This window comes from Rickettsia helvetica (assembly GCF_963970025.1).
GTDB classification, from domain to species: Bacteria; Pseudomonadota; Alphaproteobacteria; order Rickettsiales; family Rickettsiaceae; genus Rickettsia; species Rickettsia helvetica.
Map to the genome: position 1 here is coordinate 107,133 of NZ_OZ018776.1, position 18,645 is coordinate 125,777.

The window sequence follows — 18,645 nt, forward strand, 5'->3', positions numbered from 1 at the left end:
AAAATTTTGCTTGCTCTTTTGCAGTGCAAGGTTATTCTATGGAGATGATAATCGTCATTGCGAGGAGATGCATAGCATCGACATGGCAATCTCATGAAGTAGGATAAACTCCTGAGATTGCTTCATCGAAACTTATAGTTTCTCCTCGCAATGACAAATAATGTGCTACTCTCAGCTTAAAAAACCAAGTACTAATAAAATGCTAGACAATTTCATTGTGAATCAAGCAATCAAAGAGTTTTCAGTTAGTGAGATTTCTAATAAAATTAAAGAATTATTAGAAAATACTTTTGGCTATATTAAGGTAAAAGGAGAAATTTCAGGTTTAAAAATAGCAAGCTCAGGTCATGCTTATTTTAACTTAAAAGAAAATACTGCTATTTTAGCTTGTACTTGCTGGCGTCCTATTCTTGCTAAAATCAAATTTCCTTTAAATGAAGGCATGGAAGTAGTAATTAGCGGTAAACTCTCAAGTTATGCAGGTAATTCACGTTATCAATTATCGGTAGATAATTTACAGCCCGCAGGGCTTGGAGCTATGCTGCAAATTCTAAACGAGCGTAAAGCTCGTTTAGAAAAAGAAGGCTTATTTAATAAAATACGTATTCCTATACCTTTTTTACCTGATAAAATAGGCGTTATCACTTCAATAACCGGTGCTGTTATTAAAGATATTATTCATCGTATTCGCGAACGTTTTCCGACTCGGATAATAATATGGCCGGTTAGCGTACAAGGCGAAAATTCCGGCAATGAAATTGCTGAAGCAATTGAAGGATTTAATAATTTAGAAGAGGCAAATAAACCAAATGTCATAATTGTTGCTAGAGGCGGCGGTTCTATAGAAGATCTTTGGTCATTTAACGATGAGATATTAGTACATGCCGCTTATAACTCAAAAATTCCTATTATTTCCGCAGTAGGTCATGAAGTGGATTATACTTTAATAGATTTAGCAGCCGATAAAAGGGCTCCAACACCTACTGCTGCCGCAGAATTTGCCGTACCGGTACGATCTATTTTAAATAATACTCTACAATCTTATGAGAAAGTATTATTGAATAATACTAGCCGGTTAATTAAGTATCACAAACAAAATATAGTAAATTACGATAAAATACACAGATATCTCTCTCACTATATAAATAATAGGCAGCAATTACTGGACGAAACCGGTTTTAATTTATTAGATGCTTTACCGTGCTTTATTGAACTACAAGAAACAAAGCTTAAATCTTTTTCTAAAGAAAGAGTTAACCCTGCTAAAATAATCAATTACAAAACATTAGAATTAACACATCAAACAGCTTATCTATCAAAATCGGCAAATAATACTTTGAAAAACTTTGAGTATAAATTAGAATTAAATAGCACGTTACTTGCAAGCCTTGATTATCATAACGTATTAAAACGAGGTTTTGCTATAGTTAAAGGAGAAACGGGTAATTTTTTATCTTCTAAAATTGCTGCTGCAAATGAAAAAATTTTTAATATTAAATTTTCTGACGGCGAAATTAAAGTAGTGCGTGATTAGGGGCTTTGTTGCGTGGTTCGGTTTTTTCGTCATTGCGAGGAAATTACATAGCAATTGACGAAGCAATCTCAGGAGTTTATTATTATTTCATGAGATTGCCATGCAGTCTACGACTGCTTGCAATGACGGGGTGGTATCCACGTAACAACGTCTTCTTGCAATGACGATAAAATATTGCCACGGAATGACATTTTAATTCTAAAAAAATACAGACCATGAAAATTGTAAAACTTTTTATTTTTATACTCCTCATTTTTAAAAATTTTTATGCTTTAAGCATAGATATAAACAAGCAACAAACAACTTTAGAATGTGAAGGAGTAGCTGATAAAAAGACTTTAACAAATGCATGGTATACAAATGAACCTTATCAATATTTAGTTACTACTTCAAATAATCATACTAACGTTTCCGGTATGGATATAGAATTCATTAATGCTATTGCTAAAAAAATAGGTATCAATATTGAGTACAATCAAGATAGTTGGTATCACGATCAATTAGATATTCAAAACGGTACTGCCGATATGGCAGCAGGAGCTACTTATACCGCTGAGAGAAGTAACTATGCTCACTTTTCAAAACCGTATCGTCTAGAAGAACTATCATTATTTATTATTGAACCGCTTGCTAAGAAATTAAATTTTCAAAATGTTAACGAACTAATGGCACAAATACGTCTATTGAATCTTCAATTAGGGATAGTGAAAGGTACCGTATACGGAGATCCTAAATTTACGGCGTTTTTATATAATGAGAAAAATGAGGATATAATTAAAATATATCAAAATGATATGGAATTAGTAAACGGAATAGTCAAGAAAGAAATTGACGGTTTTATTAGTAATAGAATAGTCGGTTCCGTTAATATACTCGGAAGAGCAATAGACAGAAGAATAGTAGAAGTTCCTTTAAATATCAAAACTTCTATACATTTGATGTTCAGCAAAAAAACCGTATCTTTAAACATAGTTGAACAATTCAATTTTGCGATAGATGATTTTCTTGCAAGTAACGAATATAAAAAAATTATTAAGACATATATATATCATATTCTATTACCTAAATCTATAGATTCTCGTTGGTGTCATACTATAGGCTTACTTGGTTGCCTTGCTTTTGCTTTTTCGGGAATTATTTTGAGTAGCAGAAAAAACAGTACTTTATTCGGTACATTTTTATTTGCGATATTACCGTCCGTCAGTAGCTGTATAATACTCGACTTAATAGTAAACCATGATACCGGACATTTAAACTTTAATTTTACTCCTTCTTATTTCTATTACGTATTTATAGTAGTTTTGCTTAGTTTTACCGTTATTAAATTATTCAGCTATTATAATAAACAGAGTGCCGAAGATAATTATTTAGAACAATCATTAAATAATATAGTAGCAATTTGTGATTCATTCGGACAGGCAACTTTTATAATCATAGGAGTTGCAATGGTTATTATTCATAAAATTGAACCTCTAGGTTTTTGGGGCCCGTTTTTTGCTTTTATTACGGCTAACGGCGGAGCAATAGTTAGAGATTTTATTGTGAAAGAAAATTCAATTAAAAGAATACCGAGAGGGCTTAGTATAGAAATAACTATATTATGGGGCGTAGCCTTTAGCGTATTATTAGATATGTACGGTGCTAATCCGGATTATAACACAATAAAATATTCGATGATTATAGTAATTTCCGGAGCATTCATCACTAATCTCTTGGTTTATCATTTTGGTTTTCTTGAATGGCGATTCCGTAATGAAAACACAAACATAGAAAAACAAACATGAAGATAGCTACTTGGAACATTAATTCCATAAAAACAAGACTTAATTTATTGCGTAATTTTTTATCTAACGAAAATCCGGATATTTTATTATTGCAAGAAATAAAATGCGAAACCGATAAATTTCCTTTTGATGAATTATCCGATCTACCTTATAATTTTTATGTCCACGGACAAAAATCATATAACGGCGTGGCTATAATTTCAAAATTTCCCGTTGATGAAATAATTAAGGATTTTCCAAATAATTACTGTAGCGATCAAGCGAGATTCTTAGAAATAAAATTATCGTTACCTATCGGGTTTTGTAATATAATCTCGCTCTATGCTCCTAACGGTTCATTTGTCGGTAGCGATAAATTTGCTATAAAACTAGCATTTTATGATAGCTTTATCAATTATCTATCAACTAAAAAATCTTTTGACGAAAAAACTATTATCGGCGGTGATTTCAATATTGCACCGTTTGATATCGACGTATATTCGCCTAAAGCATTAGCTGAGACTACTTGTTTTACTGAGGTTGAACAAAAAAAATTACGAACTATCTTAAATTCCGGATTTGAGGATTTATACAGATTGATGCATCCGAGTAAACAAGAATTTTCATGGTGGGATTATAGAGCCGGATGTTTTGAACAAAATAAAGGTATGAGGATTGATATGATCCTTGGTTGTAATAATACTATTGACTATTTAGAAAATTGCTATATGGATTATAATTTAAGGACTCGAGAAAAACCTTCGGATCATATACCGGTAATTGCTAACCTCTGTCACCCCGTGACTTGATCATGGGGTCCAGTACAAATACTAAAATTATTAGTGTTTTAAGTTGTTTTTCTGGATACTGTGATCAAGCCACGGTATGACACCGAACGCGTTTTTTGATCCATGCGAACAATACCTACGAAAATGCCCTAAACCGCTTTTTAAGAACAAAAATAAATATATGTCTCCAAAATTCATGAAATTTTACGAAAAATATATGACGATTGTCGGTACAATCGGCAACTTTATGTTTTATGTACAGGCTCATAAGATGTTCACCTGCAAATCTTCGGCTTCCGTTTCTATGCCCGCCTTTACTATAAGTGCTATTGCTCTTTGTAGTTGGCTTATATACGGCATATTAATAAAAAATACACCTATTATAATAGCAAATATAGTAGGTTTTATCGGGGCATTATTAGTTCTCTTAACCATAATAATATATTAATAATGACTAAGAAAATCATTACTTTAGTTGGTCGTCCGAATGTAGGTAAATCAACGCTTTTCAATAGATTAAGCATACGTAAAAAAGCTATCGTTCACGATTTGCCAGGTGTCACTAGGGATAGAAAATATACAGATGGCAAAATCAGCTCTTTTGAATTTTTGTTAATTGATACCCCAGGACTTGAAGAGAATCCTGATAGTATGGGAGAGAGGTTAATGGCACAGACTACTAAAGCAATTTTAGAGGCAGATTTAATTTGCTTTATGGTTGACGGTAGAAGCGGAATATTACCTGATGATAAGCTACTTGGTAGCTTTGTTAGAAAATATAATAAGCCTGCTATATTGGTAGTTAATAAATGTGAGAAAGCTTTTGATTTTGATAAAGAGTACTATAAATTAGGGTTTGATAGTATGGTGGCTATCTCTGCCGAGCATGGCACAGGCTTAATTGATTTATATGACGAGATTATTGCCAAGTTACCTGAAGAAGAATCAATCGAGACAAATATAGCCGATCCAATTAAAGGAGATTGTTTGCAGATAGTAGTTAGCGGCAGACCTAATGCCGGAAAATCTACTTTTATAAACGCTCTTATTAATGATGAAAGATTATTAACCGGTCCTGAAGCAGGTATTACTCGTGAATCAATTGAAATTGATTGGCAATATAAAAATAATCATATTAAATTAATCGATACAGCAGGACTCCGTAAAAAATCTACTATTACAGAGTCTTTAGAAAAATTATCGGCATCAGATGCTATTAACAGTATTAAATTTGCTAATACCGTAATCTTAATGATTGATGCTTTAGCCCCTTTAAAACAGCAAGATTTAAATATTGCAAGCCATGTGGTAAATGAGGGAAGAAGTATAGTTATAGTAGTGAATAAATGGGATTTAGTTAAAGAATCCGAAAAAGAAGCATTTCAGGAAGAATTTTATTATCAGATAAATACTCATCTGCCTCAGGTTAAAGGTGTCCCCGTTCTATTCATTTCAGCGATAAATAAACAAAATATTGAACAAGTGCTAGATGCTTGCCTAAAAATTTATAAAATTTGGAATAAGAAAATAACTACTAGCAAATTAAATGAATGGCTTAATTTTACTACGGAAGCACATCCCTTGCCTCTACAAAAAGGCGGTAGACGAGTGCGTGTAAAATATATGACTCAAACCAAAACTCGCCCGCCTACTTTCAAATTATTCTCTAATAATCCGGAAAAAATTACCGATAGCTATACTCGCTATCTAGTAAATAATATGCGTGAGGCTTTTGACATGCCGGGCGTTCCTATTAGATTCACTTATGTGAAAACTAAAAATCCTTATGTGTAGTTTAAAATTAAATTTCACTTGCTCCCCTTTTGGGATCATGATATGATTATTTTTCATGAGAATTATTTCAATTAAAAAACTTAAAGATTTTTGGGAACAGGGATACGCTAATTCCGAACAACCTTTAAAAGTTTGGTATCAAATTTTTAAAAAAGAAAATTTTACAACTCCAAACGAAATAAAATTATTGTTTCCAAGCTGTAGCATAATTAATAACAATAGAATTGTATTTAATATATCAGGAAATAAATATAGGCTTATTACACATATAAGATACGACCTTCAAATTGTATATATAAGGTTTGTGGGAACTCATGCAGAATATGATAAAATTAATGTTAAGGAGATTTAAGTGGAATTACATATAATAAAAACAGCAGAAGAATATAATGATGTTTTGAAAGAAATTGATAAGCTATTATATGTACCTATAAATTCAGCAGAAGCAGAGAAACTAGAAATATTATCTTTATTAGTAGAAGATTATGAAAATAAGCATTATAAAATAGATATTCCTGATCCTATTGAAGCTATAAACTTTAGATTAGAGCAATTAGGGCTTTCTCGTAAGGATTTAGAAAAAAGCATAGGATCTCGAAGTAGAGTATCAGAAATTCTTAATAAAAAAAGAACTTTAACTTTACCTATGATTAGAAAGTTACACAAAGAATTACATATACCGGCTGATATTTTAATCCAAGAATTTGGAAAAAAACGGGTTTAAATAACTTGTAAACTAGATTCTCTATGCCCCTTACAGTTATTTTCTTGTTTTTTTATATGTGTTATTCCCGGCGTTATGGTGCTTCATCCTTGTAATTTCATAATGATACTTTGAATCTACAATATAATTTTAATCAAATAATAGCAAGATCTTTCTATGCTCCTCTAATGGATTTTCCTATCTCTCTTTGTCTTTCTTCTAATACCTTACTTGTATGCGGTCCTACCGCTTCTTTATCTTTACTAAATTTACTTTTTCCTAAATTAACTATAGTTTCTGCTACTACTCCTAGAACTTTTGGATCTGATAATAATTTTAACGCCGGCACTATAATTTTACCGTATTCATGTTTGCTAAATTTATCGGCAATTTTAATTAATTCAGGTGCATGTTTACCGGCTATCTTTACTAATTTTTCACCGTCTAATTTTAATTTTTGACCCTTAGGGTGTTTTGTTTAAAAACTCATCTACAACAGGTCCTAAACTACTTGCATGTTTTGTTAATAGTTCAGGAAGATCTTTTTCAATTATTTTGCTTATTTCCGGATTATGGTTTTTAATTTGTATCAAAGTACTAATCAATTCCTTTACCTCTTTTACCTTTGCTTCTTTTGATTGCTCTTCCTTTGGAAGTGACTTAATTAACTGAAATTTTTGTATTATATCGGCAACTTTATCGCTATCGGAAAGAGCATGGCTAGCAAGTTTAGTAATTGACGGCAGAGCATCTTTTAAAAAAGGCGTAGATGCATCTAGTACCTTATTGTATAAACTCCGGATCTTTCCTTTTGATTTCTATTCTTTCCGTTACTTTAGGATGTTTTAAAACATCTAATATACCCTGTTTATTACCATCTAAATATTGTGGTAATTCTTTTTCTAAAACAGGAGATAAATTATCAATAATTTTTTTAGCATTTTCAACTAACTCTACTATTTGAGGTTTTTTCCTTTTAATAACTTTTTTTTAGTTTCAGTATCTAATCTTTCCATATTTAGGTTAATTTTAGCCCAACGCTGATTTTCTTTAAGCTGACTATAAGCTTTTATAGCTGAAGGAGTACTTTCAATTAATTTTTCGCTAGAATTTGCAAGTAGTGCTACTGTATTTGCAATTAATTCAGGTTTAGCGATTTTTTGTGCTTTATTATTTATTATATTTTCTGTAATCTGAACTAATCCCTTTTGATTATCAGGATTTTTTAAAAATTGTACTAAACGTGATTAAGAAGGGGTTTTACTTTGTCTGAAGTAATAATGTCATGTATATTTTTTAATATAGCACCTTGAGATGACTCGTTTTTTTGTTTAATATTCTTATATATTTCTTGTACTTTTGGATTTAAATCGCTTTCTAGTGCTTTAGATATTAAATCTACTCCTAGTGTAGATAATTCTCTGATACATTTAAGACTTATTTTATCTAATACATTTATTTTTTCTGTTTCGGAAGTTTGAAAGTTTTTTGTTATTTTGCTAAGCCTCTTATTTATAAATAGGCGTGAGAAGATATGGGGTAACTTTAGATTGTAAAAGTGTTTCTTTTGAGCTATTGGATATAGTTTCGGAATGTAAAACAGAAGCACATTTTTTTATAAGCGATTCTGCATCTGCTATCATCTTGCAACCGGCTTCAATAGAACCTACACTAGTGGTAGCACTTCTCGCTTTTCTGAGGTTATTAAGCTCCAGTGCAAGATCAGGTAAAACTTGAGAAGCCTCCCATGTAAATTGCAATGCACTAGGAGCATTCCCGACTGCTTGGATAACACTTTGTATTATACCTAAATTATCTTTATTAAGATCCAGATATCGTTTATTTAACTCATCATATTTTTTGTTACCTGTTTCAGCCCCAAGAGCTAAATATCTAACTTGAACCCACAAAAGGTTTTTATATTCTTCATCAAGCTGTTGCCTTATTATTATCAATGGATTCCTGCTATTGCTATTGTTCTTGGCTTTTAGACATTTTAAATACCTTTATATAATTTAATATTATTTTACTATAATTATTTAAAGGTTTATAAAATTTTACTTTTTAGTTTTTGTTAATTTTTAAAGTCATGGTTATCTTGCAATATTAAATTATCATATAATTCTTCCAAGTAATGCTTTACCAGTCGTAACAACTTCGCTTCAGGGCTTAGATTTTTCGCTGCCCATTTTTTAATCCAAGGTTCGGCGAGCTGCCACATATTAACATTATCGTCTAACTGTCTGCCTATCCCTTCCACCATTATTAAAGTCTTTTGCAATAGCAATAACTCCGGTTGTACTTCCATGCCGAAATCTTCCGTGATTTTAAATAAATGTGCAAGCAGCTTACCTATGGAAATATTTTTTGTGGGCGTCCCTACTATAGGCTCGGTAACTGCTCTACAACTTTGAGCGAATAAATCTAAATCGGTATTTGATGGGATGTAGCTAGCTCTTAAATGTACTTTAGCAACTAATTTATAATCACGTTTTAAAAAGCCAAATAAACTTTCGGCAACAGCTAAACGATCTTTTTCTTTAAGTCTGCCCATAATACCGAAATCGAGTAAAATTATCTTACCTTGCTTGTTTACCAAAATATTTCCTGCATGTAAATCAGCATGAAAAAATCCATCTCTATAGGCTTGATTGAAAAACATTACGGCAAAATCCTTAGATATTTTTGCAGGCTCTAACCCCATTTCCTTTAGTAGCGAAGTATCATATATAGAAGTTCCGTCTAACCACTCGGTAGTTAGTATATTTTCTGATGTTAAATCCCAATATATTTTAGGGATTATCACGTTAATATCATTTCGCATATTATCTGTAAGCTCAGAAGCTGCTGCTGCCTCTAAACGTAAATCAAGCTCAAATTTCATAGTTTCATGAAATTTATCGACTACTTTAATCGGTTTGAGCCTTTTTGCTTTAGAAAATTTTGAGATAATTTTTGCAAGAAAATATAGTAGCTTAATATCTCTATTATATTTTTTATGAATATCCGGACGCAAAATTTTTACCGCAACATATTCACCGGTTACTAGCCGTGCTTTATGTACTTGCGAGATTGAAGCGGCAGCGATGGGGGTGTCGTCGAAGTATGAGAAAAGGAGGGCGTCATTGCGAGCAGTCGTAGACTGCGTGGCAATCTTTTGTTTGCTTGCTGAGATTGCTTCGTCGACATAAATGTCTCTTCGCAATGACGCTATCAACTTTCTAGCCACTCTACTCTCAAACGGAGGTAGCTTATCTTGCAGTAACCTTAAATAATCTGCTATCTCTGCTCCTACTAAATCGGCTCTTGTCGAAAGTGTTTGTCCGAATTTTATATAAACAGGTCCAAGATTGCTTAAACAATCTATTAAACGTTTGCCGTAATCTTCCCGTGATTTTTTTATTAACGAGACCGGAGCAAAAAATAAAGCTAATATATAACCGATAAACCTGAAATATTTAGGGCTTCTTGAATCAATTAGGATTTGTTTTTTACTGATGATACGAAAAATACGTATTAAATTAAAAAAATTACTTATCATATTTTATATGCACTGTGAATAGCAACTATTCCGCCGCTCAAATTTTCATAACCGACTTCCTCAAAACCGGCTTCTTTAATCATTATTCTAAACTCGTCTTGTGAGGGGAACAAGTCGATACTTTCGACCAAATATTCATATGCCTCTTTATTACCCACTATCATTTGACCAATACTCGGTATAATATTAAATGAATAGAATTTATAGAAATCTTTTAAGTACCCTTCCTTTACTTTTGAAAACTCTAGGCATATAAACTTACCCATCGGTTTTAGAATTCTATAAGCTTCTTTTAAAGCTTTATTAATGTCAGGTACGTTTCTAATGCCGAATGCTATAGTATAATAATCGAAACTATTATCCGAGAACGGTAATTCTTCGGCACTGGCTACAGTAAATTTAAGGTTCTGAAATAAATTAAGATCGATTGCTTTTTTCTTAGCATTCTTTAGCATCTCTTCATTTATGTCACTTAAAGTTAGAGAAATATTATTGCCTCTATCTCTTACTTTTTTAGCAAGTTTTAAAGCAATATCACCGCTACCGCTAGCAACGTCTAATATATGAGAGTTAAGATTTGGAATTTGCCTAATAAATTCATCTTTCCATAAGCGATGTAATCCAAAACTCATTAAGTCATTCATTAAATCATACTTATCAGCAACATTAGAAAAAACGTTATTTACTAACCCTTGTTTTTTAGTGTAATCTACTTTTTTAAAGCCAAAATTTGTTTGGTTCATAGTTTTTTATTATAAATATTAGTATCAAATGCCGGAACTTCCTGAAGTAGAAACTCTTAAAAACTCCCTAAAAGATAAGCTAATCGGGCTTATTATAGAAAATGTAGAGTTAAAAAGAGATAATTTACGTTATAAGCTATCCCCGCTTTTAGCTACAGAAATCTCAAATACTAATATACGGGATGTTAGGCGTCGTGCAAAATATTTAATTATAGATTTTAATAATAATTATTCTTTAATAGTCCATCTGGGCATGAGCGGTAGATTTACTCTGCAATCTGCTAATTATAAGACTCAAAAACACGATCATGTGATTTTTGATTTAAATAACTGCGAAAAGTTAATTTTCAATGATACTAGACGATTCGGAATGGTTTATAGCTTTAAAACTAATTTCTTAGAAAAAGAATTTTTTAATGATTTAGGAATAGAACCCCTTTCTGATTTATTAACACTCGGATATTTAAAAAGCAAATTAATTACTCGAAAAATACCGATAAAAAACTTGATTATGGATAATAGAGTTATAGTTGGAGTCGGTAATATTTATGCTTCTGAAAGTCTTCATTTAGCTAGAATTCATCCGGATAAATTAGGTAGCGATTTAAAGGACGATGAAATAGAAAATTTAATTAAATCGATTAGAGAGGTGTTAACTAAAGCTATAACTGCCGGCGGTACTACTCTTAAAGATTTTGTAAACGGCGATAACAAACCTGGCTATTTTACCCAGCAACTTACGGTGTACGGTAGAGAGGGACAAAGTTGTTTAAGCTGCTCTAGCACTATTATCAAGACAAAACATTCAGGCAGAAGTACTTTTTATTGTAAAACTTGTCAATATAGTGAATTCACTTGACATATTTTTAAAACTATTTATAAAGCTCTCTATTGTTTATTCAATTAATAGTTGTAAAATATATGAGAATAAAGCCGTTGATTATGGCAGGAGGCAACGGTAAAAGACTATGGCCTTTGTCATCTAAGGATAAACCGAAAAAATTTAAAAAAATATTGAGTAATCTAACTTTACTTCAGCAAACATTAAACCAAAATAAATTTTTAGGACAACCTACTATTATTACTTCCAAAAAATATGAATCAATCACTAAAGAACAAGCAGCAGAAATAGATGTAGAAATAGAATTAATTACTGAGCCTTTACAAAAAAATACTGCCGTTTGTGCCATTATTACGGTATTATCGGCTAAAGCATAAGGGTTTGATATTTTATAGTGTTACTACCTTCAGACCATCATATAGCAGATAATATAAATTACCTTAATACTATAAATAAAGCTTTACATTATGTTCATGAATTCGGTATTTGCACTATAGGTATTCCTATAAATGTTATAAGTGCCGAGTATGGCTATATAAACACAGGATTATCAATTGCAGAAAATGTTTATCTAGTTGATCATTTCATTAAAAAACCTATATTAGAGCAAGTACAAAAACATTTTCAAAGTAATGAATATTTTTGGAATTCAGGAATTTTTGTATACGATATTAACTTCTTCTTAAACTTAGCAATGAACCTTCAGCCTGATTTATTTTGTATTGCAGAAAAAGCATTTAATACTGCCGTAAAAAATGAGAATAGTTTAGCAATAGATGATGAGGCTTATAATGAAATCAAAGAATTAGTAATGAAAATAGAGCAAAATTAAAATGAATCAATATGATAATAATTCTAAGAAGAATAATATAGATAGGACTTTAATTCTGGCAAAAACTCTCATGAAAGCAGAAGATTTAAAGCACTTATAGAAGAACTGGAAAGATAATAAAAAGATCTTTTTATCACTACCTCTTTCTATGGCAGGAGTAAGCAAAATAATTGAAAGCTTTAAATCAGATATTATACAACAAAGAGACGGTGAAGCGTGCCGCGTTCTTGCTGAAAGATACAAAACTGGTTACTCAAAGGTTATTGGTTCATACATTAAAAAAGATGAATATACTGCAAATTTATTAACATTGATTGGAAAGAATCTAGGAAATGAAAATTGTATAAAAATTTTTAATTTATCTCCTACAAAATACGAAATTCTTGAGTCTACCGCTAATAATTTTATTCAAAATTATATAGGACGATCTGATATCACTTTTGATGATGCTATATTGTCAGCTGCTTGCCCCGATCCTTTAAATACTTCAATATTAGGAGACCTAAATTATAATAATTATATATAACCTTGGTTGAACACATATTATTACATAATTTACCGCTAATATTCAAGGCTATTGACATAGCATTATTGCTTATATATCCTATTTTTATGAGGTTTAAACCTCATCATTAAAATATAGCTAATCTTATAAACTTCAAAAATCTGTAAGTTATAGGAACAACTTAGTAATCAAGAGGTTCATTTTAGTTGAGTTACAACATGGAAAATACTACAGAAGAACAAATAATAATATCTGAGTTCAAAAATGATGAAGACACAGATGAAGAAGAGAAAAGATTAAAAGCAGAAGATTCACGGAAGCAACTTAAAGCAATACTAATAATATTTGGCATTATTTTGACTGGTTTTTTAACTTTTACTTATTTCTTTTTTAATTACATAGAAGAAAAAGCGGAAGAATACAAACAACAGCAACAACAAGAAACTCAAAGCACTAATAAGAGTTGAATATTAGATTATCACACTTCTCCTTTAATTATGGTCTTATTGCATGGCTGCTATATCATTCCAGCAACGGCGGGAATGACATTAAGGGCATTTTCCGAGCCATGCAACAACACTGATCAAATTAGCTAGGATGACAGACTGATCCGCACAACAAGGTCCGCTCGCAATGACTATTTTTATACTGCCTTAAGTTTAGATTGCTTGAAATTAGTTTTATCAAAATCATAGATAAAATCTTTGATAATAGGCACTATAAACTGTTTAAATTTACTTCCGCTAAATACCCCGTAATGCCCTATCCCTTTTTATAAATGGTATCTTTTCATTGATTCAGGTATATTTGAACAAAGTTTTAAAGCAGCTTTTGTTTGCCCTACCGCTGCAATATCATCTAATTCCCCTTCAATACCAAGTAAAGCACATTTAGTAATATGTTTTAAATCAATCGGACGCTTCTCAGAAACTAATTTACCTCTTGCTAACGAAAATTGTTGGAATACTTCATCTATAGTTTGTAAGTAAAACTCTACCGGCATATCCATATCTGCTAAATACTCATCATAAAATTTAATAGTATGATCGGCTTTTTTATAATCAGAATTTAATAAACTTTGCCATAATTCTAAATGTGAATCTATATGACGGAATAAGTTTAAACTCATAAAGCCGGCAAGTTGGAGGAATCCAGGATATACTTTTCTTCCATGTCCGGGATAGTTTGACGGCACTTGCATTGTAACCATTTTGCAGAACCATTCTAAACTTTTACTTTGAGCGAATTCATTAACTGCCGTGGGATTTTTTCTAGCATCTATAGGACCGCCCATCAAAATCATCGAACTCGGCACATTTGGACTATTACTCTCCGACATTAAGCTAATGGTGGCAAGCAGTGGAACAGTAGGTTGGCAAACTGCCATAGTGTGAACATTTGATCCTATAAAATTGATAAACTCCATTACATAATCAATATAATCATCCATATCAAAATGCCCTGCTTCAAGCGACACATAACTAGCTTCCGTCCAATCTGTAATATAAATATCGGTATACGGTAATAATGCTTGTACGGTTGATCGAAGTAGTGTAGCGTGATGTCCCGCCATGGGTGCTACTATTAATAATTTAGGTAGTTCTTTTTTAAAACCTATTTTCTGAAAATGCCTTAGTTCACAAAAAGGCTTTTTTAGTATAACTTTTTCATTAATGTTATAGGTTTTATCATCAATAATTGTTTCAAGAATATTAAATTCAGGTTTTTCATATGCTTCTTCTTCAGTTATATCATTTGCTTTGCTTACTTTATTTTTAAGGTTTGTTACTTGTTCATTATTATAATTTGATAATCAGGATTTTGATTATAGTACAACCTTACTTGAGGTTCTGACTCTATTCTAATATTAGGCTTTGATTTCCACTCATTAAACCTACCTCTACTAATTTCACCTGCATAACCCTTTATAACTTCCTTAATTTTTTCTTCTTGAGTTCTTGCTGCTATTATCCTCTTATTTCTACTTGTCGCCGCTTTACATCTGGCTTCTTCAGGATAATTTTCGACAAGCCATTCTGCTATTTTGTAGGGAGTAAATTTCTGATCTTCATGTTCTTTTAAAAAACCAATGATGGCATTTTTGCGATTAAATTCCATATCAAATATACTAATAATTGAAATACTATAAAATAATACATATTATTTTAAAAATTTCAACTTTAAATTATCAAACTTGATGTTTTTATAAAGTATTATTTATATATTTTTCAAATTTAGAAAATAACGTGTTAAAGTTATGAGTAGTCACATTTGCTACTTCTTTGGAGGTAATATTTTTGAGTTCGGCAACTTTTTCGGCGACATACCTAATAAATGCCGGTTCGTTTTGTTTGCCTCGCATAGGAGTAGGAGCTAAGTAAGGAGTGTCGGTTTCTATTAATAACCTATCAAGCGGTATATATTTAACTATTTCCTGCAAATCGGTTGCATTCTTGAAAGTAATAATACCGGAAATTGAAATATATAAGCCGATATCTAGCATTTTTGCCGCTAGATTTTTTGAAGAGGTAAAGCAATGTATTAAACCTAGAAATTTGCTGTTACACATTTCTGAGGTTAAAATGTCAATAGTATCTTCGTCTGCTTCTCTTGTATGAACAATAACAGGCAGGCATGTACTAGACGCTGCATGTATATGTGCTACTAGTGAATCTTTTTGTAATTTTTTATCGTAAGGCTGATGATAATAATCAAGCCCCGTTTCACCGATTCCGATAATTTTCGGATGCTGGGTTAACATAATAATTGCCTCAGCGTCATTGCGAGGAAAAACGTAGTCTTGACGTGGCAATCTTGTCCAAGTTTCCTGAGATTGCCACAGCACTTGCAGTGCTTCGCAATGACTAATAGAAGAATTCACTTCACAAGGATGCACCCCAACACTCGCAAAAACATTTTCATATTTTTCGGCTATTTCTAAAACAATCGGGAAATCTTCAAGCTTAGTGCAGATAGTTTGCATATACTGCACATTATTTGCTAATGCTCTTTGAATGATAGAATCTAAAAGCACTGTGTCATACCATGGCTTGACCACGGTATCCAGAAAACAACTAATATTAGTTGTTTTAATATTTTTACTGGATCCCACGATCGAGTCGCGAGATGACAAGTTACCAAGTAAATTAAGATGACAATGTGAATCTATCAAAATATTATTATTCATATTTTTAGTATTTGTGCCTAAGTTAAGCGTATTCTATGTCATTCCCGCGAAAGACTTGCTTGCGTGGATCGGTAAAACCTACTCTGTCATCCCGTGACTTGACCACAGTATCCAAAAAAACAACTAGTATTAGTTGTTTTAATATTTTTACTGGATCCCGTGGTCAAGTCGCGGGATGACAGAATACTAAGCATCTTCTGCTCTTGGAAATATTATGGTAGGTTCTAAAATATTGCTACCCGCTGTTAAAGTATAATCACGTATTAAATGCTTAAATAGACGTTCTTCTTTATTTACCCCTAACTGATCTAGCATTTTGTTTGCTGAACTCGGCACAAAAGGTTGAAGCATTATAGCAATATAGCGTAAAACCTCTAGTAAAGCGTATAACACCTCTAACATCTTATCAGGATCGGTTTTTTTCAAATTCCAAGGTGCTTCGCTATCAATATAGATATTTGCCTCTTCAGCCAAATTAATAATATTTTCAAGAATTTTATTAATCTCTATTTTTTCCATCAACAAAATATTCTGCTCGGTAAATTTAATTGCGGTTTTTAAAATCGGTAGCTCATATATTTTATCTATGATATCTTGCATAAGTAGTGGCACTTTGCCGTCATTATTTTTATAAATAAAAGATGTAGTACGCTGTAATAAATTACCTATCTTGTTTGATAGCTCGCTATTAATACGAGTAATTAAATTACTACGAGCAAAATTACCGTCCGCACCAAAAGTTACTTCACGCATCAGAAAATACCTAACTTGATCAACGCCGAATTCATTAATTAACTTAATCGGATCAATGGTATTACCAAGAGATTTAGAGATTTTCTGCCCCTCATTCGTCCACCAACCATGAGCCATAATTGTCTTCGGCAATGGAATTTCGGCAGCCATTAAGAAAGCAGGCCAATAAACGGCATGAAAACGTAAGATATCTTTACCTACTACATGTAAATCAGCTGGCCAAAACTTACCGTAATTACTTTGTTCATCATGATAACCGAGTGCCGAAATATAATTAGCCAGTGCATCAAGCCAAACATAAATCACATGTTTTTCATCATTTGGAACTTTTATTCCCCAGTTAAAAGTAGTACGCGATACCGATAAATCTTTTAGACCTGATTTAACAAAGCTAATTACTTCGTTACGCCTTGATATAGGTCTAATAAAATCAGGGTTTGCTTCATAAAACTCAAGTAATTTATCTTGCCATTTTGAAAGATTAAAGAAATAGCTTGGTTCTTTAACCCATTCAACAGGTGCTCCCGTCGGTGCTAAACCGTCACTCGTAAGTTCCGACTCATCAAAAAAAGTCTCATCTCGCACTGCATACCATCCTTCATAAAAACCCTCATAAATAGTGCCGTTATCTAGTAATTTCTGCCAAAAAACAGCTACAGCTTCTTTATGCCTGTTCTCCGTTGTTCTGATAAAATCATCATTGGAAATATGTATAGCAGTCATCAGATGACGAAAACTTTCCGATGTCTGATCGGTAAATTTTTGTGGGTCAATATTTTTATTCATAGCTGCTTTTTCTACTTTCTGCCCATGTTCGTCAGTACCTGTTAAAAACATTACATCGAAACCGCTAAGACGCATGAAACGGGCGATTACGTCACTTGCAACGCTAGTATAAGCATGACCGATATGAGGAACATCGTTAACGTAATATATAGGGGTTGTGATATAGTAAGTATTCTTCATAAATGCTTTTTTATTAACTCATGTACTTCAAGCGGATTTAAATCTGAAGCTTTAATTGTTTTTATTCTCTCAGGAAATCTATTACTTAATTCTTTAAAGCAATCATAGATTTTTATAAAAAAATCTATACCTCTTATGTCAAATTTATTGCTCATATTTCGTAAATTTACTCTCTTAATAGCAGTATTCAGCCCTACGTCAATAAAGAACGTAATATCCGGCATAAGAGGAGGCATTAAAGTTTTGTGCAGATTATAAACTAAATCTATGCCGTTTTCTAGCTCTAATCCTTGATAACATGCCGTTGAGTCAATAAACCTATCACATATTACAATATGTCCCTCTTGCAGAGCCGGTATAATTTTCCGTGCCATATGATCATAACGTGCTGCCATAGCTTGTAAAAACTCGGACATGGGTAGTAATTCTTCATGTACTAGAATTTCACGCATTTTTTCGGCGACTAAGGTACCGCCGACTTCACGAGTTAAAATAACGGGAGTATTTTGAGATTTTAAATATTCATAGAGCATTTGAGATTGGGTAGATTTGCCGATTCCCTCTCCTCCCTCAAATGTAATAAACTTTCCTTGTTTCAAATTATTCATTAATTACAATTACTTTAAGCTATAACTTTATAATCATATCTCTTAAAAAAATATTTACAAGGAAGATTACATACTTATAATCCATTA

19 protein-coding genes and 2 pseudogenes are annotated in these 18,645 nt (G+C 32.1%); 11 read left to right on the forward strand and 10 right to left on the reverse strand.

All coding sequences use genetic code 11. The features are described from left to right. The first annotated feature begins 199 nt into the window (after window positions 1-199). From xseA to AB1146_RS00755, 7 genes are all read left to right on the forward strand, one after another. A complete protein-coding gene (gene xseA / locus AB1146_RS00725; protein ID WP_010421583.1) occupies window positions 200-1,534 on the forward strand; it encodes an exodeoxyribonuclease VII large subunit in 1,335 nt (444 codons plus the stop codon). 215 nt (window positions 1,535-1,749) lie between these two features. Next, on the forward strand, window positions 1,750-3,318 hold the full coding sequence (locus AB1146_RS00730) for a transporter substrate-binding domain-containing protein (protein WP_010421581.1): 1,569 nt from the start codon (window positions 1,750-1,752) through the stop codon (window positions 3,316-3,318). Next, window positions 3,315-4,106: an exodeoxyribonuclease III gene (gene xth, locus AB1146_RS00735; protein WP_010421580.1), complete on the forward strand. Its 792-nt coding sequence runs from the start codon at window positions 3,315-3,317 to the stop codon at window positions 4,104-4,106. Before AB1146_RS00730 ends, xth begins: the two co-directional genes overlap by 4 nt. Before the next feature lie 160 nt (window positions 4,107-4,266). Beyond that, window positions 4,267-4,533 carry a SemiSWEET family sugar transporter gene (locus AB1146_RS00740; RefSeq protein ID WP_010421579.1) on the forward strand — a complete coding sequence of 89 codons (267 nt, stop codon included), beginning with the start codon at window positions 4,267-4,269 and terminating at the stop codon, window positions 4,531-4,533. 2 nt (window positions 4,534-4,535) lie between these two features. Next, window positions 4,536-5,879, forward strand: coding sequence for a ribosome biogenesis GTPase Der (gene der / locus AB1146_RS00745; protein ID WP_010421577.1), 1,344 nt, complete (start codon window positions 4,536-4,538; stop codon window positions 5,877-5,879). 55 nt (window positions 5,880-5,934) lie between these two features. After that, window positions 5,935-6,231 (forward strand): type II toxin-antitoxin system HigB family toxin, encoded by a 297-nt coding sequence (locus tag AB1146_RS00750; RefSeq protein WP_010421575.1) that lies wholly within the window; start codon window positions 5,935-5,937, stop codon window positions 6,229-6,231. Then, window positions 6,232-6,603, forward strand: a complete 372-nt coding sequence (locus tag AB1146_RS00755) for a type II toxin-antitoxin system HigA family antitoxin (RefSeq protein WP_010421572.1) — start codon at window positions 6,232-6,234, stop codon at window positions 6,601-6,603. Between the two features lie 154 nt (window positions 6,604-6,757). Here the strand turns inward: AB1146_RS00755 and AB1146_RS00760 are convergent, their stop codons facing one another. The 5 genes from AB1146_RS00760 to ubiE form a co-directional block, all read right to left on the reverse strand. Further along, window positions 6,758-6,931 carry a hypothetical protein gene (locus AB1146_RS00760; RefSeq protein WP_172616148.1) on the reverse strand — a complete coding sequence of 58 codons (174 nt, stop codon included), beginning with the start codon at window positions 6,929-6,931 and terminating at the stop codon, window positions 6,758-6,760. Window positions 6,932-7,046: 115 nt separating this feature from the next. Further along, entirely contained in the window at window positions 7,047-7,187 is a 141-nt protein-coding gene (locus AB1146_RS00765) for a hypothetical protein (protein ID WP_198005266.1), read from the reverse strand. Between the two features lie 903 nt (window positions 7,188-8,090). Continuing rightward, window positions 8,091-8,537: a hypothetical protein gene (locus AB1146_RS00770; protein WP_232203668.1), complete on the reverse strand. Its 447-nt coding sequence runs from the start codon at window positions 8,535-8,537 to the stop codon at window positions 8,091-8,093. 119 nt (window positions 8,538-8,656) lie between these two features. After that, window positions 8,657-10,123 (reverse strand): 2-polyprenylphenol 6-hydroxylase, encoded by a 1,467-nt coding sequence (gene ubiB, locus AB1146_RS00775; protein WP_010421569.1) that lies wholly within the window; start codon window positions 10,121-10,123, stop codon window positions 8,657-8,659. Then, a complete protein-coding gene (gene ubiE / locus AB1146_RS00780; protein ID WP_010421567.1) occupies window positions 10,120-10,866 on the reverse strand; it encodes a bifunctional demethylmenaquinone methyltransferase/2-methoxy-6-polyprenyl-1,4-benzoquinol methylase UbiE in 747 nt (248 codons plus the stop codon). Before ubiE ends, ubiB begins: the two co-directional genes overlap by 4 nt. Before the next feature lie 28 nt (window positions 10,867-10,894). Here ubiE and mutM point away from each other — a divergent pair, with 28 nt between their 5' ends. The 4 genes and pseudogenes from mutM to AB1146_RS00800 all read left to right on the forward strand — a co-directional run bounded on the left by mutM (window position 10,895) and on the right by AB1146_RS00800 (window position 13,511). Beyond that, window positions 10,895-11,725: a bifunctional DNA-formamidopyrimidine glycosylase/DNA-(apurinic or apyrimidinic site) lyase gene (mutM, locus tag AB1146_RS00785; RefSeq protein WP_010421564.1), complete on the forward strand. Its 831-nt coding sequence runs from the start codon at window positions 10,895-10,897 to the stop codon at window positions 11,723-11,725. Between the two features lie 68 nt (window positions 11,726-11,793). Continuing rightward, window positions 11,794-12,539, forward strand: a pseudogene (locus AB1146_RS00790) (sugar phosphate nucleotidyltransferase); the annotation flags it as partial. Between the two features lie 148 nt (window positions 12,540-12,687). Continuing rightward, the gene (locus AB1146_RS00795; RefSeq protein WP_010421556.1) at window positions 12,688-13,065 is read left to right on the forward strand and encodes a hypothetical protein; all 378 of its coding nucleotides are present in this window, start codon (window positions 12,688-12,690) and stop codon (window positions 13,063-13,065) included. Window positions 13,066-13,262: 197 nt separating this feature from the next. Then, window positions 13,263-13,511 carry a hypothetical protein gene (locus tag AB1146_RS00800; protein WP_010421553.1) on the forward strand — a complete coding sequence of 83 codons (249 nt, stop codon included), beginning with the start codon at window positions 13,263-13,265 and terminating at the stop codon, window positions 13,509-13,511. A gap of 176 nt (window positions 13,512-13,687) precedes the next feature. On the opposite strand, the pseudogene AB1146_RS00805 reads toward AB1146_RS00800, so the two are convergent. The 5 genes and pseudogenes from AB1146_RS00805 to tmk all read right to left on the reverse strand — a co-directional run. After that, a pseudogene (locus AB1146_RS00805) lies at window positions 13,688-14,776 on the reverse strand (polyhydroxyalkanoate depolymerase); the annotation flags it as partial. A gap of 53 nt (window positions 14,777-14,829) precedes the next feature. Next, the gene (locus AB1146_RS00810) at window positions 14,830-15,162 is read right to left on the reverse strand and encodes a hypothetical protein (RefSeq protein WP_010421549.1); all 333 of its coding nucleotides are present in this window, start codon (window positions 15,160-15,162) and stop codon (window positions 14,830-14,832) included. Window positions 15,163-15,247: 85 nt separating this feature from the next. After that, a complete protein-coding gene (locus AB1146_RS00815) occupies window positions 15,248-16,219 on the reverse strand; it encodes a TatD family hydrolase (protein ID WP_029374759.1) in 972 nt (323 codons plus the stop codon). A 198-nt stretch (window positions 16,220-16,417) separates the two neighbouring features. Beyond that, window positions 16,418-17,950, reverse strand: a complete 1,533-nt coding sequence (gene metG / locus AB1146_RS00825; RefSeq protein ID WP_010421545.1) for a methionine--tRNA ligase — start codon at window positions 17,948-17,950, stop codon at window positions 16,418-16,420. Continuing rightward, on the reverse strand, window positions 17,947-18,558 hold the full coding sequence (gene tmk, locus AB1146_RS00830; RefSeq protein ID WP_010421544.1) for a dTMP kinase: 612 nt from the start codon (window positions 18,556-18,558) through the stop codon (window positions 17,947-17,949). Before tmk ends, metG begins: the two co-directional genes overlap by 4 nt. Window positions 18,559-18,645 lie beyond the last annotated feature (87 nt).

Excerpts from the sequence above, each read along its gene's own strand:
- xseA (WP_010421583.1), top strand. The coding sequence starts at position 200 with ATGCTAGACAATTTCATTGTGAATCAAGCAATCAAAGAGTTTTCAGTT.
- AB1146_RS00730 (WP_010421581.1), top strand. The coding sequence starts at position 1,750 with ATGAAAATTGTAAAACTTTTTATTTTTATACTCCTCATTTTTAAAAAT.
- xth (WP_010421580.1), top strand. The coding sequence starts at position 3,315 with ATGAAGATAGCTACTTGGAACATTAATTCCATAAAAACAAGACTTAAT.
- AB1146_RS00740 (WP_010421579.1), top strand. The coding sequence starts at position 4,267 with ATGTCTCCAAAATTCATGAAATTTTACGAAAAATATATGACGATTGTC.
- der (WP_010421577.1), top strand. The coding sequence starts at position 4,536 with ATGACTAAGAAAATCATTACTTTAGTTGGTCGTCCGAATGTAGGTAAA.
- AB1146_RS00750 (WP_010421575.1), top strand. The coding sequence starts at position 5,935 with ATGAGAATTATTTCAATTAAAAAACTTAAAGATTTTTGGGAACAGGGA.
- ubiB (WP_010421569.1), bottom strand. The coding sequence starts at position 10,123 with ATGATAAGTAATTTTTTTAATTTAATACGTATTTTTCGTATCATCAGT.
- ubiE (WP_010421567.1), bottom strand. The coding sequence starts at position 10,866 with ATGAACCAAACAAATTTTGGCTTTAAAAAAGTAGATTACACTAAAAAA.
- mutM (WP_010421564.1), top strand. The coding sequence starts at position 10,895 with ATGCCGGAACTTCCTGAAGTAGAAACTCTTAAAAACTCCCTAAAAGAT.
- AB1146_RS00795 (WP_010421556.1), top strand. The coding sequence starts at position 12,688 with ATGGCAGGAGTAAGCAAAATAATTGAAAGCTTTAAATCAGATATTATA.
- AB1146_RS00800 (WP_010421553.1), top strand. The coding sequence starts at position 13,263 with ATGGAAAATACTACAGAAGAACAAATAATAATATCTGAGTTCAAAAAT.
- AB1146_RS00810 (WP_010421549.1), bottom strand. The coding sequence starts at position 15,162 with ATGGAATTTAATCGCAAAAATGCCATCATTGGTTTTTTAAAAGAACAT.
- metG (WP_010421545.1), bottom strand. The coding sequence starts at position 17,950 with ATGAAGAATACTTACTATATCACAACCCCTATATATTACGTTAACGAT.
- tmk (WP_010421544.1), bottom strand. The coding sequence starts at position 18,558 with ATGAATAATTTGAAACAAGGAAAGTTTATTACATTTGAGGGAGGAGAG.